The organism is Mesorhizobium sp. M0166 (assembly GCF_040322255.1).
Classification (GTDB): Bacteria; Pseudomonadota; Alphaproteobacteria; order Rhizobiales; family Rhizobiaceae; genus Mesorhizobium.
In genome coordinates this window covers 1-14,718 of the sequence record NZ_JAMYTD010000051.1, presented here as the reverse complement: position 1 = coordinate 14,718, position 14,718 = coordinate 1, and the positions used below count along the sequence as shown (strand labels likewise).

The window sequence follows — 14,718 nt, the reverse complement described above, 5'->3', positions numbered from 1 at the left end:
AAATACGCCTGCGAATCGATTCATGTGAGTCGCGCAGGTGGTTCATTTGAATGGAGCGCCCGAGGAATCGAGGAATGGTTGGCGAATGAAGATCGACTTTGAAACCAACGTCTTTCCGTTGTTTCACCCGCAGGTCGTGGATGACCTGAAGGACCCCTGTCCCGTCTTCGACGGCACGCTCTGGCACGTCTTCGGCTCAAGCGGCACGGTCACGACCGAAAGCTGGAAAATACTCCATGCCACGGCACCGGATCTCTATGGACCCTGGATAGAGCACGAGCCGATCGTCTTGCCGATAACCGGATCGGGCGTTGCGGCACCCGGCGTCATTCATGAGTGCGGCGTCTTCCATATGTTCATCCAGACCGAATTCATGAAGTCCGGCGGACGTTGCGAGCATGCGGTCTCCAATGACGGCTTTCATTGGGTGGTGCTCAATCCGGCGATATTGTCGCTGCCCGACACCGATGAGGACGGCATCTACGATCCCCATCCGGCAATCATCGGCGGCAAGCGCTACATCGTCTATTCAGGCATGCCCACATTCACCAGGGTGCCTCAGCCGGATGTCTTTCTGGCGCGCAGCCAATCCGATTCCTGGTTTGGGCCATGGAAACGTCTCGGCAAGATACTCGATCATCTCGACGTGCCGCATCACAATGCGCGCGAGCATCCGGATTACGAATGGGGGATCGAAGGCGCCCAGCTCGTCGAGCTGCCAGACGGTCGTGTGCTTCTCAACGCCACCTGCTTCCTCCCCGAAGGTCCGCGCGGCAGCCGGCAGCGCGTTTTCTTCGCCATCGCCGATGACGTCAAGGGCCCCTACGTTTCCGTCGGCCCCGTTCTCGACCCTGGTGAGCCCGGCGAGAATGGCCATTCGACCGTGATGATCGACGGCCGGCAACTGACCTTGTTCTATCAGAGCAGGCGTGAGGCGACGAACCACCGCTGGCGGTTCGGGTTAGCAAAGTGCGACCTGGATCGGCACATACTTTCGAGAGTTGCCTAGATGTTTAAGTTCCGGCATTTGCCGGAACGGACGATGAAACGCTCTGGCGGTTGGTGGACGGATCGCTTTGTACCGGTGATTTGAGGGTAGCAGGCGAAAGCCAGCCAGTGGGCGAACCTTGCAACGGCATCTATGCACGTCAGGCAAGCTGGTGGCCTCATAGACGACGTTGCTAGCCGCAAATCGGCAACGGTTTAATTGCGGAGCAACACCGCCAGTCGACTCAGGCGGTTTTGATCCTGAGCAGGATGTCCTGATCGTAATTTCCAAAGCCCTTGCCGAAAATGTTGATCCCGCCGGGGCGCTTGGCGTCGTCCTTGACACCGATACGGACGCGGATTGAATGATGGCTCTTCAGATCGAGTGCGGCGAGGCCGGTTTCGGAAATCCTGAGGCCGTCGATGTAGGTGCCGTCATTGGCAATTCGCCAGTTCTTCAACTTGCCGTATTGCGAGCCCTTGAGCTTCCACCAGGAGGGCGTGAAGACGCCGCGCTTGTCGCCGAAATCCCCTGGCGATGTCCAGGTGCCGACATCGACGCCATTGATTGTCAGCGTAATGTCCGAGGGCCAATCGGCGCTGGTGCCCGGCACTTCCGAGGACAGCTCTATCGCCACTTCGAGTTCGGTGATCTCGGCATTGGCGAGCTTGGCATTGTTGGGGAACTGGTATTCGACAAAACCGCGCGTGAACCACAGCAAACCGGCTTTCATGCGGTCCGGATCAAGGAAAGTGTTGGGAACATCGAGCAGACCGATGATGCCGTCCGGCGAACAAAGGCCGCAGGGCGCGGTAACCTCGAAGCCGGTGTAAAGCCCGACCGGCATCGACACTTCGATCGCGTCGTTCTTGACCTTACGATACTCACCCTTGAACACGACGAGCACTTTTTCGGCGGTCGGATAGCAGATTTTCTGGTTGCCTTTCTTCGCTTTCTGGTTCTCGGTGCGGATCAGCCCCGCATCCTCCAGCACCTGGATGTTGGTCGAGACGGTCGACTGCGGCAGCGACAGCACGGCGGCGATTTCGTTGATATTCATCGGCCCCTTTTCATGCAGCAGTTTCAGCATCGAGATCCGCGCCGAGGAGGCAAGCCCCTTGAGCACGGCAATGCCTTCCTCAGGTTCGATCACCAGAAAATTGCGACTCATCAAATTGCCAGTCTATGCTCCTGACAGAGGTAATGGGTTCGCTCGTGCTTGTAAGTTGCGTTAGTGGGTGGGCATTGCAACGGCGCTGAACGAAACGCCGAGCCGGTGATTTGGTTACACAAGCGCTCGAAAGGCAGTAAGCCCGGCATGCTGCACCAACAAGGATGGTGCGACACGTCTACATTTCTCAGAGCGTCAACTCCTTGTAGTGCGGTGCTTGACAGCCCGCGGCCTCAATGCAGATGACTAGACGCTTGCGGCCTGAAGACAGACAGAAGCGAGCCACGAATTGCGGCCGTTCCCCTGGCCAATCTCCAAGATGTCAGACCTCGACCTCGATGTTACCGGAACCGGCGGGGATGGATACACACGATGCGGTTCGCTGAAATGCGTTGTCGCCGTAAGTTATGTCATCGGATTCGCCACCCGATAAGGTCGGGACAGGGTTCTACCTATTGCTTTAGTCAGTTGCGGCCAGCCTTGAGCGCACGTGCGAGGAGCCGGGCGTCATTTAGCCGGATCACGCACGTCTCAAACGCTTTGGTCGGGCCGTGCCAGCGCAGCTCTTCGACATTATCGAACAGCTGAGCGTCCGTACGCAGCTTCGCGAGATTGACCGTCGGCTTGCAGCGGCTGCAGTTGAACCTCAGCGTTAGTGGATCGACGCCACCAGGTCCGCGGAACGGCAGTCGCGGACGTTGCCGCAGCTGCATTTCAGCCTTGACGAGCATATTGTGCCGGGTCGCCTTGCCCAGCGTGTCGATTGGTTCGTGCGTCATGAGAACATAGAGGGAACATTTTCCTTGATCGTCAAGCCCGGCTGTGGAATGTTTTCAACAAATCTGGGCAGAGAAACTAACAATGAGCGACGGACTGATCCGTGTTCCCGGCGCAATAGAGCCCGTCGACCGGAGTTACAAAAATTGAGCTTCTTCGGGGAACAGTCTTTCTGTCTGCCTGTTGGATGTGCCAGCGCATCCCGCGCATTCAGACGGGAGACGCATCCTTTTGGCTTCGGCCGTACTGGCGGTGTCGGCCGGGCTTTCCTTTGCCCAGACGACGAGCGGAACTTCGAGCGGAAGCCCATCCAACGGAACCTCGAGCACGACAACCATGCCCAGCACGACGGATCAGGGCACCGGCACGACGAGCAGCGGGACCAACATGCTCGGCGATCAGGGCACCGACACGATCACCACCGGCGGCACCACAAATCAGAACTCGGCCAGAGACTGCGCGACCGGCCAGCAGACTGGCAGCGCTCAGCAGGCGCCGCCTGGTCAGCAGGACACGACAGCCAACACCGCCGCGCCAAGTCAGGTGAAAAAGACCGACCAGGGTTGTTGATGGCATCGGCTCGGCTGGCGAGCAAGTTGCCGCCAGCCGAGCATCAGTTGAGGAACCTCTGCGCTTGAGGGCATTGCAGCGGCGAGACCGAACCGCGTGCGCTCCGCCGCAATGATCGTGGTTCGGAACCCAATCCTGCGTGGGGATTCCGGCGGCGGATTTGAATCGTGATCGTCGCGCAGCCGTGACCAGCAGTGCCGCCCGCAGGCCCGCCGCGTACGTTGGCGAAATACCGCATCCAATCGGGCGCGCGCCATCTTCGTTGCTCAGTCCAGCTCGTCCTTGCGTGGCCGGGTAATGCCGAACCGATTGGTCGACTCCGGTGATCGACTGTCCGGAGCTGCCTGGCGAACGAGGAACAAGGAGGGCCGTGCCAAGTTCGGGGCGATGTACCACCGCCGCCGATCGGCGGCTGCTCAGCAACAGAGGCACGGGATCACATGACCGTTCAGATTCGACTTTCCGAGATCGACCACGCCAGACGTGAGGATCGTGGCGACGGCGCTTGGAGCATCGCACCGGACCTGGGTTATTTGCGGCTAGCAATCGTCAATGTCGTGTTCTTCGGCGCACCGGGCAGCGGAGATCGGAACTGGGTGCTGATCGATACGGGGTTGCCGACGTCGCGCAGCAGCATTCTTGCGGTCGCGGAAAGGCGGTTTGGCACGAACGCACGGCCGGCCGCGATCATCCTGACCCACGGCCATTTCGACCATGTGGGAACGGTTCTAGACCTCGCAAATAAATGGGACGTGCCTGTCTTCGCGCATCCACTCGAGCGCCCGTATTTGGACGGAACCGCATCCTATCCGCCACCCGATCCCTGGGTCGGGGGTGGACTGATGGCGCTGCTGTCGCCGCTTTTTCCACGCGGGCCAATTGACCTTGGCAACCGTTTGGAACTCTTACCTGCCGACGGATCGATCCCCGGAATGCCCGGATGGCGATGGTTACACACACCCGGGCACGCCCCTGGGCATATCTCGCTCTGGCGCGAGAAGGACCGTTCGCTGATCGTAGGGGACGCTTTCATCACCACCGGTCAGGAGTCAGTCTATGAGGTCGCCGTCCAGGGTCTCGAGATGCACGGTCCGCCGCGCTACTTCACGCCGGACTGGGATGCGGCGGAAAGATCCGTGAAGCACTTGGCTGCCCTGAACCCGCAGATAGTCATCAGTGGACACGGTGCGGCTGCTGCGGGAGTGGGAATGCGTCACGCTCTTGACAGCCTGGCTGAGCGGTTCAGGGTATTCGCCGTCCCGCCGAAATTGAAATTTGTGCGCGAGCCGGCGGCAGTCCAAGATGGCTGAGACTAACCGAGCCGCCGTCGTTCTGAATATGGTCAAGTTGCGCAGACTCCACCTCTCGAGCCGGTAGAGTTACCCGTCCGATCGCGCGCCCCATCGTCGCCGACAAACTCTGACAAGCGGAACAAACCCGAGAAGCGCCGGTTAGGTCGTTTGATCGGCGCAGGGCGACTGCGGCCAAGCGCCCCGAAGTTCGGCGTCAGGAGAACGTCCGATGGAAAACGAGTACCCCCAAGGACGCGTCCTCTCCGCCGGACCAGCCCACACGCGTCGGCATTCGCCAAGACTTGGCTTCGATTCGCTCAACCGTGGAGGAGACCGAATGGCAAATCTGGGAAGATTGGCGATCGCCATCCTTGGCGTTCTGGCATACCAAAATCGCGACAAGCTCCGTGAATTGATTCCGGGAGCAGGGTATCTTAACCCAAACGACCCGCAACGCAGAATTCTGGCTCAGATAACGAATGGCGTGTCGAGGGCTGACCTTGGTGAGATCCTCGACCGCTTCAGGGAGGTGGGGGCAGGATCGAAGGTCGACTCGTGGGTTGGCCGCGGGCCAAACCAACCAATCGAGCCAAGGGACGTCGAAGCGGCAATGGACGAAGGTACACTCACGTCCATTTTAATGCACACGGGTCTTTCGCGCGAGGAGCTAATCAGAAAGATTGCGCGGGATCTACCCGAGACAGTCAACGAGATGACGCCGAATGGTGAATGGCCGCCTGAGCCGACACAAGGCTTGGATAAGTCGACCCTGCTCGAGGATGTATCCGTGACTAGCCTAGTCTAGCCCTCGTCGCCGAAGCCCAGCAGAGAAGCGTGGCGTATGTATTTGTGCTCACCACGAAGGTGCTTGATCCGCAATTTCACGCCAGGCTCAACCCACTGGGTCGCCGGTCGCTTCTTGATGCCCTCCGGAGGCGGGCCGGCATGGTCCTTTGCCCGTTTCCGCGTTCGTTCATGTCGCGCCCCAGGCTGATAAAGGCCGAGCCGACATATTTTTCCGGTGTCGGGCTGCGCCAGCAAGGCGAATGCGGCCTTGCCGGGCTCTCGTTCGACGCCAAGCAGAACTTGAATATGAAGCTCCTGGTCTTCAGCCAATTCGAAGTCGGACCGCTGCGAGCTTGGAAACGATCCCCTCGATACCCGCCTGGATCGTAGCCGTCGAGATGCATGATATCGAAGGCGCCGAGGATCATGGCGGAGGGATCGCTGTGGACGGCCTTCTGCAACGCGTCGAAATCGGGCAGGCCGGCATCATTGGTGACGACCGCCTCGCCCTCGAAGATCGCGTTCCTGACCTCGAGCTCCCTCGCGGCTTCGACGAGGCCGGTATATTTGCTCGTCCAGTCGGCGCCGCGGCCTGACGAAGATGCATATGGTCTCACATACGATCAGATTGATGACTTCCTAGAAGGCCGGGAGATCAACGAAGCGGCGCGCAGGCGCATACTTCATGTGCATTCCAGCACAGCCATAAGCGAGCGCTTCCGGTCACACCGTTGGCCATGACGAGCTTGACATTGGCGCATCGGCAATAGTCGTCTCAACATTCGCGACCGATAGGCTTGCCGCAGATAGGCAGCTAATGGCCTGAACTACCGCTGGAGCGATGCATTGCCCTCTCAGGGCGCACGCGGTCATGCGGTCGACAGTGTCGCGTATGGGCGAGGCCGGCACGCGAACTTCACTCCTCCCTGAATGCCCGCTCTCCTGATCTTCCGCAGCGTACCCACTTGACCCGCCGCCTCAACGTTCCAGGCACCTGGATCGCAGCCGGTCCTTGCCGCTCTCCTTCGGCCGGTCGCAATTTAGACATGCGGCCGCTACGCGATGCAGGGCTGGTTGTCAGATGCGCGATGCAAAACGTGAGATGCAGCTCCAGTTTTGGCGATGGCAGGCGCGCCGCATTGTTGATATCATCCGCACAGAACAGGCTCGCAAATGACATCGGATTCAAAGAAGGGTGAGGCGGTCGAGCAGTTGCTTGATACACCTGACCTTGCAACAGCACTCGAAAGCGAACAGTTCAAGAAATTCCTGGACCAGGTGCCGATCGCCATAGCTGTTTCGGACCTTACCGGTGAAGAGCGCGTGGTCTACGCCAATCCGGAATTCGAGAAACTGTCAGGCCTGACAGCCGCCAGGCTCACCCGAAAAAACTGGCCCGCCCTTTTAGGCACAGGCCTCCATCAGCAAAAGGACAGGGCGCTAGCCGAGGCTGTGGTCGAGGGATCCGATTTGGTCGGCACCTTCAGGCTGGAGCGCAGCGAAGATAGACCCGCGATCGTCGACGTTTATTCCAACGAGATAGAGGACGACAACGGCAAGGGCTGTTTCCGACTGGTGGCCCTGGTCGACGTATCGGCTCACGGCGAGGCGGGAGATCAGCGCTCGGCCGAGGAACGTGTCAGCGACAAAGACACACTGCTTCGCGAACTGCAGCACAGGGTGAAGAACAACCTCCAGATGATCACTGCACTTATCCGGCTGGAAAGCCGCAACGCTACCGAGGCCGACCGGAAACGGTTTGAGCGGCTCGCCGGTCGCGTCGACGCTTTGGCGATCCTGTACCAGACGCTAACGGCCGACGAGCCGAAGGAGGAGGTCGACCTTGGTGTGTATCTCAGCCAGATCGCGTCCGCGGTCATGAGCTCGCACGCAGTCGAGGGGATCCGGCTGGATATGAAGGTGGATACATATCCGGTGTCAATAAACGTCGCCATGCCGGCGGGACTGGTCGTAAATGAATTGCTGACCAATTCACTTAAGCATGCGTTCCGCGGCCGCGATGGCGGCACGATAACGCTGCACAGCATCGTCGATGGCGACGGCTGCCGGGTTATAGTGGCGGACGATGGAATCGGCCTGCCGGAAGGCGAGATGTGGCCCAAGCCAGGCAAGCTCGGAGCGCTGATCGCGCGATCGCTGACCGAGAACGCCAAGGCGCAGTTAGCCGTCGAGTCCAGCGCCAACAAAGGGACGAAGGTGACCATCGTTTTCAAGCGGTCGGCGGCAGCAAGCTGAACGATTGCCATCGAACAGAGCAGGCCGGAGGCTGGCTCACGTCGCGGCTTTGAGCAGGTGGCTGCAAACACGCCCCGGACGCCCCTCGGCGGTCGAGAAGGAGTATTGCGGCGCAACTCACCCAAACGTCGATCCGCCCGAATTCCGCGACGATGGTATCGCCCATGCGCTCGACTTCAGAGCGATTTGTAGGATCGGTGCCCGGAGAACACGCGCGCTCCGAGTTACGAGCAGTCCGGACGCCGCCCACTCGGCACGCGCCGGCTCACGCGTCACGAGAACACGTCACAATCCTTTGCCGCGAATGCGCCTGCAGCCGCCCGCCCGATCCCACTGGAGGCGCCGGTGGTGTCCCCTGGAAGCTGAAACGCTCTGCGCGTTTACCGCGAGCTTCATCGCTGCACCTGACACCTTCGCGCTCATCGCGCGCGGGCTGGCAATTCAGCAGCGAGTCATCGCATTGGCCAATCTTGCGGAGGACGAAGGTCTAACCTACACATCAAAATTCGTCCGACTGTTCGTGGCCGGAGGCAACCCCGAAATTGCGCTATCGGGACGTGAGAGCAAAACCGTGATGCGTGCATTCGTTCGATTGGTTGCTGCGATTATCCTGACGCCGGGCGTGGCCAGTTGCACCAGTATCTCCTACTACGCGCAATCTTTGCAGGGCCATGTGCAGATCATGACGGCGCGCCAAGACGTCGGAAAACTGATCAACGATCCTTCGACCCCTGAGATATTGCGCGCCCAAATGGCATCGGCAAACGCCATACGACAGTTTGCTATCGATGAACTGGCGCTGCCCGACAACAACAGCTACCGCAGCTATGTTGATGTTGGTCGCGACTCTGTGACATGGGCCGTCTTCGCCGCGCCGGAATTCTCGCTGACACCACGAACATGGTGCTTTCCGGTTTTCGGCTGTGTTCCCTACCGGGGATATTTCTCCGAGGAGTCTGCGACTGAAACCGCCGCAGAACTTCAAAGACAGGGCCTCGACGTCTATGTAACGGGCATCACTGCATATTCCACGCTTGGCTGGTCGAGTGACCCGCTGCTAAGCACGATGCTCACCCAAGATGGAACGTATCTCGCAGGGCTGGTATTCCATGAGCTGGCCCACCAGCGCGTCTACGTGCATAACGATTCCGCGTTCAACGAGGCGTTCGCGGTCGCTGTCGAAACAACGGGTGTGAGAAAATGGCTGCGCGCGACTGGCGATACTGCCGGATTGCGCCGTTACGAAGCCGACCGGAGGCGCAGAGCTGAATTTCTCGCGCTGGTGTCGCGGACCAGGGACGAGCTGGGGCATGTCTATCACGACAATGGCACTTCTGAGCAGAAGCGGGCCGCAAAGACGGCCGCGATCGAACGGCTGAGGACGCGCTACCGTCAGATGCGCGACAAGCGCTGGGGTGGATACCGCGGATATGACGCCTGGTTCGATGCTCCGATCAATAACGCAAAGCTCGCCGCGACTTCTGTCTACAGCGATAGGGTGCCGGCCTTTCTCCAATTGTTCGACTTGTGTTCGGGCGACTATCCACGGTTCTATGCAGCGGTTCGAAGGCTTGGCGCGCTGGACAAAGCTCGGCGTACCGAAGCGCTTGCCGGGGCAGACGCATGTTATGGGGACAGTCAAAGCTGACCGCCGAGTCGGATCCTCCGACATTATTTGGGCGTGAACTGACTGGGAGGTTTCGGGCGGATGCGCAGCTATCGTGGACACCAAGTCGCGAGGGCAGTGTTCTTCACCCGGCCCGATCGCTCGGCGGGACTGGCGAATTATTCTGCGCAGCAAAGATATTAACATCGAATATGCAGTGCAGTGCAGCCACTATCCGCTGCCAGCGCCGGGCACAAAGTCGTTGATCCCGGCACCGCTCCGCGATTCACCGATTCACGCGAACGGTGCTTAGATCTCTTCACCGAGGAGTATTTTGGCCTCTTTGGCAGCGTTTAGAAATGCCTGGCGCGCTATCCTTGGTGGCTTTTCTCCGCGGATGACAGCAAGGCACGCTTTGATGGCAGTGAGCCGCGACTTGCTTGTTGGCTGAGGCCATTCCCTAAGCAAGATTTCGGCAGCGTCCGATACGGAGGCAACGACTCTGTCACGATCGATCCGGCCGGGCTGAACGACGACAGGCTTTCTGAAACGTGTAGCTGGCACGACACTCTCCAAACCGACCACTCACGGTAGATTCGACCAACCCTTAGCGCTAGCTCAAAAGTAAATGGCCGTCGAAAGTGTGTAAGCGCTGTGATCGTGTCCCGGCGGCACCTTTCGCGCGTGGATGTAAGGGACGATGTTCGAGGCCTTTGAGGGCTTCGACATATGACGATTTCAGAGTTTACGCTTAAGTCCAAGGACGAGGAGCCGGTCCGTCGGCTGGAGATCTTCACTGGTTCGGGTCGGCGGCGTGAGTGGCCGCCGGAGGAGAAGGCCCGGATAGCGGCGGAGAGCTACGAGGCGGGCGAGACGGTTTGTGCTGTGGCACGCCGGTATGGACTTTCCCCGCAGCAACAGTGGGCGGGACATGATCGATGTCGTTGCCCAACGTCGCCCCACCGCAATAGATGCAGTAGGGCTGTTTGTTTCGGACCTTCTGACTAAGCTTACCCTGCTCGATCCCTCAGGCGTTTTTGTGGCCCCAACGGGTACCACAACCGCCCCCAGAGCGCCTCATGGCCGACTGTTGAGGACGGTGGCTGCGCAGTGAGGGAAACGAAGGGGGTACCGGGGGTCATCGCGCGAGCCAGTTATCCGATCATCCGCTCAGAAATTTCTACCAACATTCCCTGGCCCACGCTCCCATACCAAACGTCTGTTGATCTTTCCTTAGTTCCCGACATTATACGGAACCGGTTTAGGTACAAAGATGGTTGAAGTCGAGAGAACCAGGTACAAAGATGGTTGAAGTCGAGAGAACTAAGCAGAGGTCGGATGCCGCCAGCAGATACCTTCGAATGCTGCTTAGTTTATCATTAAAACGAATGCTGACGGACGAGCAAAAGTTGCTTAGGGGCCTTACACGGGCGGCAAGGAGTGGCCCTATGGCAACCCATTGGTTCTCTCCTCCGGTCCCAGTCAGGACTGAGGGTCGCAATACGACGCACCACGTCAACAACGCAGTGGCAGCAGCCAAGGAACTCTTAATGTGGACCAACCGTGGCCCTCAGTGGAATCTCGCGGTTCACGTATGCGTCGCCGTGCTTGCCGACGAGATGGAACCTGAGGAGGCCCGGAAGGCATTCCTGGCTGCGGCCGAAGAGGAGGGGGTGGTGCGACGCTCGTCTGATTAGCGCCAACAGGCCCAGATACTCGAGCCCCCCACTTAGCACTTCTTGCAAATTATTCGATCCCTTTCGGAAACTTTGCAAGGGCAGGCGCCGGGCTGTGCCTTGGGGTTTGATGGCGGAGAATCGCTGGCTCGCCAAGGTCCATAGCCGCCCTAAATTGCCCTCATGGCAACCCATTGGTTCCCGCCGGTGTTCGTAAGGACTGAAGCCGGTGACAGGCATAGCTGCAACAATGTGAGGGCAGCCCTCGAGCAGCTAAAGACGTGGACCCGGAGAGGACCTCGCTGGCACAAGGCGGTGACCCTCTGCCTGTCAGCCTTGGAGGGCGATCCGATTGACCCTCACGTGTGTCAAGCGAAGTGAGGATTTGACCCCCTGGGCGAACTGAGGATTTGACCTCCTCATTGTTTTGCGGTTTCGTTGGTGCCGAGCGTCGTTCCGGGCTTCTGCAATAGGCCGGAACGACGCTTTTCGCGAAGCCGGTAGCTGTCGCCACGGATGGTTATCACTGTCGAATGATGAAGCAGGCGATCAAGGATCGCCGTTGCCACCACGGGATCGCCAAACACGCTGCCCCATTCGCCCACCGAGCGGTTGGAGGTGATCAGGATCGATCCCCGCTCATAACGCCGCGACACCAGCTGGAAGAACAGGTGTGCGGCATTGGCTTCGAACGGGAGATAGCCGAGCTCGTCGATGATCAGCAGTTTCGGCCGCGACAGGGTCGTCAGTTGCTTTTCGAGTGAACCGTCGTCATGGGCCTTGGCCAGCATCGCCACGAGCGTGGCCGCCGTGACGAACTGGACGCTATGGTTCTGCCGGATCGCCTCGCGCCCGAGAGCCACCGCCAGATGTGTTTTGCCCGTACCCGGAGGTCCAAGGAACAGGACCGTGTCGCCATGGGCAATCCAGCGGCAGGTCGCCAGCTCCCGGACTTGGCGCTGATCCAGCGACGGCTGCGCGTCGAAGTCGAAGCCCTCGAGTTCGCGCACAAACGGGAACTGCGCGATCTTGCCTGCCATGGAGATGCGCCGCTCGTCGCGCCGCGCGATCTCGCGCGTCACCAGGAAGGCCAAAGCCTCGCGCAAGGTCATTTGCGAACGCGCCGCTTCGTCCAGGAGCGTATCGAGCTGGTCCCGGATCGCGGTCAGCTTCAGCCGGTCGAGCTGAGCCACCAGCATCTCGTGATCGACCGTCGTCATCACCAGCTGCCTCCCACCAGTGCCTCATATTCGGCCAGCGGCCGCAACAGAGCGGAAGGCGCAACAATATCCGCCGGCGCCGATTGCACCGGCGCAGCAGCGCCGACAACGCCGGCAAGATGCGCGCGCTCGACAATCCGTTGGCGACGTCCGCGGCACAAGGCATGATCCGCCACCACCTCGCCCGCATGACGCACGATAACGCGGCCGCCCAGCACCACGACCTGGACGCTCTCCCCGATCAGCCGCCAGGGAACCGAGTAACTGTTCGTGTCCAGGTCGATTGCGCAGTCTGCTGGACCTTGCGCACGAGATCCCGCAATTGCCCGAACGGCGCGCGTCCGCCCAGAGGGCGAAGCGCCATGGCTTCTTCGGCAAAGCGTTCTGCAGGAGCCACCCCGGTCGTGCCATGCACACGCTGATCGGCAATCTCGCGCGTCCACCGGTCCAGATGCGCCTCGAACGCCGCCCAGTTCTCGAACCGGCGGCCGGCAATCGCATTGTGCTTGACGTAGCCGACCCCGCGTTCGTCCTTCCCCTTCGTACGCGCCCGGTAGGGCGCACAAGCCCGTGGCGTAAATCCCCAGTAGCGGGCAAAGGCGTGCAGCCGCACATTGAACCGCACCTCCCGCGTCGCCGCATCGTGATGTTCGACCAGCGCTTTCGGATTATCGAACAGCACTTCCGTTGGAACCCCACCGAAGCGAAGGAAGGCTCCTTCCATCCCCTCCAACCAGTCCGCCTGGCGCTCCCGAAGCGAGGGGCGGATATGCAGCCGACGCGAGTAACCCAGCGTTGCCACAAACAGGTGCACCCGAACACGCTCGCCGCCGATCCACGCCCGCGTGTCGCCAAAGTCGATCTGCATCTGATGTCCCGGCGCCGTCTCAAACCGAACCGTCGCGCGCTTCTGCACCCTCAACTCCCGACGCCAACCCTGCACCCGAAGCTCCACCGACCGAAGCCCTATGACGATCCCATGTTCGCTCTCCAGTTCCTGGCGCACCACATCGGCGTTGCCACCATGGCGGAAGAAGCGCTCCCGCAGCCAATCGTCTAGCCCGTCAAACGCGCTCCGCCGCACAGGCTTGCGAAACGGAACAGTCCCGCCTTCGCGCAGATACCGACGCACGTGTTGCGCGCGCACCCGAATTCCTTCGCCAGCCGCTTCGCTCCCCAGCCAAGCTCATGCAGCCGCAGCATCGCTGCCACCTCTTCAGGCTGAAGCATCTCCTCTCCCTGCATCGTTCTCGACAATGCAGGAATCGCCGAAATCCCAATCGTCATCCATGCCTCCTCTCATAACGGAGGGGGTCAGTTCTTCATTTCGTCAGGGGGTCAGTTTCTCAATTCGCCCGACAACGTGACACGAAAGGCATTTGAGGCTGCCGCCAAGGAGGCCAAGATGTATCTCTCCCCTGAGCGATAGGCATCATGGCATCCCATTGGTTCTCCCCTCCGAGCGGACCAACCGTGGCCCTCAGTGGAACCCCGTGGTGCGCGTTTCCGTGGCTGTTATTGCCGACGAGGTGGAGCCTGAGGAGTGCCGCAAGGCATTCTTGGCTGCTGCCATAGAGGAGGGGGTTGGTGCTGCGCTCGTCTGATTAGGGCCGAATGGGTCGGTTACCCGAGCCCCCGCTCAGAGGTTCCCAACAAATTATTCGCTCCCTTTCGGAACCCTTTCGCAACGAAAGTGTTTCAGACCGAATCTGGGGACGACCTTATGCCGGCACGACCAACAGTAGCGACAGCCTTCCAGCGGCTGATCAGCTCAGAAGATCATCGTCAGATGCTTCGCAACAGGCTTGGTCTCGAAGTCGACGAGCAACTGCCGGCGTCCCTTGCTGCATTGCTGCAGGAGCTTGAGCGGCGAGAGCAGGTGGAGGCTGATTGGAGCGCCAGCACTATGGCAGACGCGGGCTGCCCTATGGCGTTTAACGAGTCAGAAGGAACCTTCAGTGACCGTTGCAATGCTCCGTAAGGAACGCGGCTTCCGACGGATGATCAGTTCGGAAGACTACCGTCGGAAGCTACGCAGGCTCCTGAGGTTCGTAGGTGAACCAACTCTGACGCCGACGCTTGCCGCGCTGGCGCAGGAGCTTTCGGAAGAGTTGGAGCAGCGGAAGCAACAATCGGCCGACGAGAACCCGTAGCCGCCCAATGTACCCTCATGGCAACCCATTGGTTCTCCCCGCCGGTGTACGTCAGGACCGACCGACCGGGGGTCACCTACGGATGCAACAATGTCGAGGGTGCCGCCGAGGAACTCCTGAAGTGGACCAAGATGAGACCTAGATGTTTAGTCCCGGCATTTGCTGGAGCGGATTGAGAGTGAAGCGCTCGGGCTGGGAAGCCCATGCCTTGCAGATGAACTCG

General features: G+C 60.0%; 13 protein-coding genes and 1 pseudogene. 8 read left to right on the top strand and 6 right to left on the bottom strand.

What is annotated here, in order from left to right; all coding sequences use genetic code 11:
• Positions 1-85 precede the first annotated feature (85 nt).
• Positions 86-1,009: a glycoside hydrolase family protein gene (locus tag NKJ46_RS30835; RefSeq protein ID WP_352670504.1), complete on the top strand. Its 924-nt coding sequence runs from the start codon at positions 86-88 to the stop codon at positions 1,007-1,009.
• A gap of 223 nt (positions 1,010-1,232) precedes the next feature.
• Here NKJ46_RS30835 and NKJ46_RS30830 read toward each other — a convergent pair whose 3' ends face one another.
• Both NKJ46_RS30830 and NKJ46_RS30825 read right to left on the bottom strand, forming a co-directional pair.
• Complete coding sequence (locus tag NKJ46_RS30830) at positions 1,233-2,159, bottom strand: ArsR/SmtB family transcription factor (RefSeq protein ID WP_352670502.1); 927 nt, start codon at positions 2,157-2,159, stop codon at positions 1,233-1,235.
• A 464-nt stretch (positions 2,160-2,623) separates the two neighbouring features.
• Positions 2,624-2,938, bottom strand: a complete 315-nt coding sequence (locus NKJ46_RS30825; protein ID WP_352670500.1) for a hypothetical protein — start codon at positions 2,936-2,938, stop codon at positions 2,624-2,626.
• A gap of 334 nt (positions 2,939-3,272) precedes the next feature.
• Between NKJ46_RS30825 and NKJ46_RS30820 the strand changes: the two genes are divergently transcribed.
• From NKJ46_RS30820 to NKJ46_RS30810, 3 genes are all read left to right on the top strand, one after another.
• On the top strand, positions 3,273-3,506 hold the full coding sequence (locus tag NKJ46_RS30820) for a hypothetical protein (protein WP_352670497.1): 234 nt from the start codon (positions 3,273-3,275) through the stop codon (positions 3,504-3,506).
• A 440-nt stretch (positions 3,507-3,946) separates the two neighbouring features.
• Positions 3,947-4,816 (top strand): MBL fold metallo-hydrolase, encoded by an 870-nt coding sequence (locus tag NKJ46_RS30815; protein WP_352670494.1) that lies wholly within the window; start codon positions 3,947-3,949, stop codon positions 4,814-4,816.
• 319 nt (positions 4,817-5,135) lie between these two features.
• Positions 5,136-5,603 carry a YidB family protein gene (locus tag NKJ46_RS30810; RefSeq protein WP_352670492.1) on the top strand — a complete coding sequence of 156 codons (468 nt, stop codon included), beginning with the start codon at positions 5,136-5,138 and terminating at the stop codon, positions 5,601-5,603.
• A 76-nt stretch (positions 5,604-5,679) separates the two neighbouring features.
• On the opposite strand, the gene NKJ46_RS30805 is transcribed toward NKJ46_RS30810, so the two are convergent.
• Positions 5,680-6,201 carry a DNA ligase-like domain-containing protein gene (locus NKJ46_RS30805; RefSeq protein WP_352670565.1) on the bottom strand — a complete coding sequence of 174 codons (522 nt, stop codon included), beginning with the start codon at positions 6,199-6,201 and terminating at the stop codon, positions 5,680-5,682.
• A gap of 556 nt (positions 6,202-6,757) precedes the next feature.
• Between NKJ46_RS30805 and NKJ46_RS30795 the strand changes: the two genes are divergently transcribed.
• Entirely contained in the window at positions 6,758-7,840 is a 1,083-nt protein-coding gene (locus tag NKJ46_RS30795) for a sensor histidine kinase (protein ID WP_352670489.1), read from the top strand.
• A gap of 304 nt (positions 7,841-8,144) precedes the next feature.
• Complete coding sequence (locus NKJ46_RS30790; protein ID WP_352670487.1) at positions 8,145-9,488, top strand: aminopeptidase; 1,344 nt, start codon at positions 8,145-8,147, stop codon at positions 9,486-9,488.
• Positions 9,489-9,755: 267 nt separating this feature from the next.
• Here the strand turns inward: NKJ46_RS30790 and NKJ46_RS30785 are convergent, their stop codons facing one another.
• Entirely contained in the window at positions 9,756-10,010 is a 255-nt protein-coding gene (locus tag NKJ46_RS30785) for a DUF982 domain-containing protein (protein ID WP_352670484.1), read from the bottom strand.
• Between the two features lie 165 nt (positions 10,011-10,175).
• Here NKJ46_RS30785 and NKJ46_RS30780 point away from each other — a divergent pair, with 165 nt between their 5' ends.
• Both NKJ46_RS30780 and NKJ46_RS30775 read left to right on the top strand, forming a co-directional pair.
• Entirely contained in the window at positions 10,176-10,454 is a 279-nt protein-coding gene (locus NKJ46_RS30780) for a transposase (RefSeq protein ID WP_352670481.1), read from the top strand.
• A gap of 296 nt (positions 10,455-10,750) precedes the next feature.
• The gene (locus tag NKJ46_RS30775) at positions 10,751-11,143 is read left to right on the top strand and encodes a DUF982 domain-containing protein (RefSeq protein ID WP_352670479.1); all 393 of its coding nucleotides are present in this window, start codon (positions 10,751-10,753) and stop codon (positions 11,141-11,143) included.
• A 398-nt stretch (positions 11,144-11,541) separates the two neighbouring features.
• Here NKJ46_RS30775 and istB read toward each other — a convergent pair whose 3' ends face one another.
• Positions 11,542-12,342, bottom strand: coding sequence for an IS21-like element helper ATPase IstB (gene istB / locus NKJ46_RS30770; RefSeq protein WP_352670477.1), 801 nt, complete (start codon positions 12,340-12,342; stop codon positions 11,542-11,544).
• Positions 12,342-13,629: pseudogene (istA, locus tag NKJ46_RS30765) on the bottom strand (IS21 family transposase). Before istA ends, istB begins: the two are co-directional and overlap by 1 nt.
• Positions 13,630-14,718 lie beyond the last annotated feature (1,089 nt).

What these genes read in the sequence shown, in the direction of transcription:
- NKJ46_RS30835 (WP_352670504.1), top strand. Translation starts at nt 86, where the DNA reads ATGAAGATCGACTTTGAAACCAACGTCTTTCCGTTGTTTCACCCGCAG.
- NKJ46_RS30830 (WP_352670502.1), bottom strand. Translation starts at nt 2,159, where the DNA reads ATGAGTCGCAATTTTCTGGTGATCGAACCTGAGGAAGGCATTGCCGTG.
- NKJ46_RS30825 (WP_352670500.1), bottom strand. Translation starts at nt 2,938, where the DNA reads ATGACGCACGAACCAATCGACACGCTGGGCAAGGCGACCCGGCACAAT.
- NKJ46_RS30820 (WP_352670497.1), top strand. Translation starts at nt 3,273, where the DNA reads ATGCCCAGCACGACGGATCAGGGCACCGGCACGACGAGCAGCGGGACC.
- NKJ46_RS30815 (WP_352670494.1), top strand. Translation starts at nt 3,947, where the DNA reads ATGACCGTTCAGATTCGACTTTCCGAGATCGACCACGCCAGACGTGAG.
- NKJ46_RS30810 (WP_352670492.1), top strand. Translation starts at nt 5,136, where the DNA reads ATGGCAAATCTGGGAAGATTGGCGATCGCCATCCTTGGCGTTCTGGCA.
- NKJ46_RS30795 (WP_352670489.1), top strand. Translation starts at nt 6,758, where the DNA reads ATGACATCGGATTCAAAGAAGGGTGAGGCGGTCGAGCAGTTGCTTGAT.
- NKJ46_RS30790 (WP_352670487.1), top strand. Translation starts at nt 8,145, where the DNA reads ATGCGCCTGCAGCCGCCCGCCCGATCCCACTGGAGGCGCCGGTGGTGT.
- NKJ46_RS30780 (WP_352670481.1), top strand. Translation starts at nt 10,176, where the DNA reads ATGACGATTTCAGAGTTTACGCTTAAGTCCAAGGACGAGGAGCCGGTC.
- NKJ46_RS30775 (WP_352670479.1), top strand. Translation starts at nt 10,751, where the DNA reads ATGGTTGAAGTCGAGAGAACTAAGCAGAGGTCGGATGCCGCCAGCAGA.
- istB (WP_352670477.1), bottom strand. Translation starts at nt 12,342, where the DNA reads ATGACGACGGTCGATCACGAGATGCTGGTGGCTCAGCTCGACCGGCTG.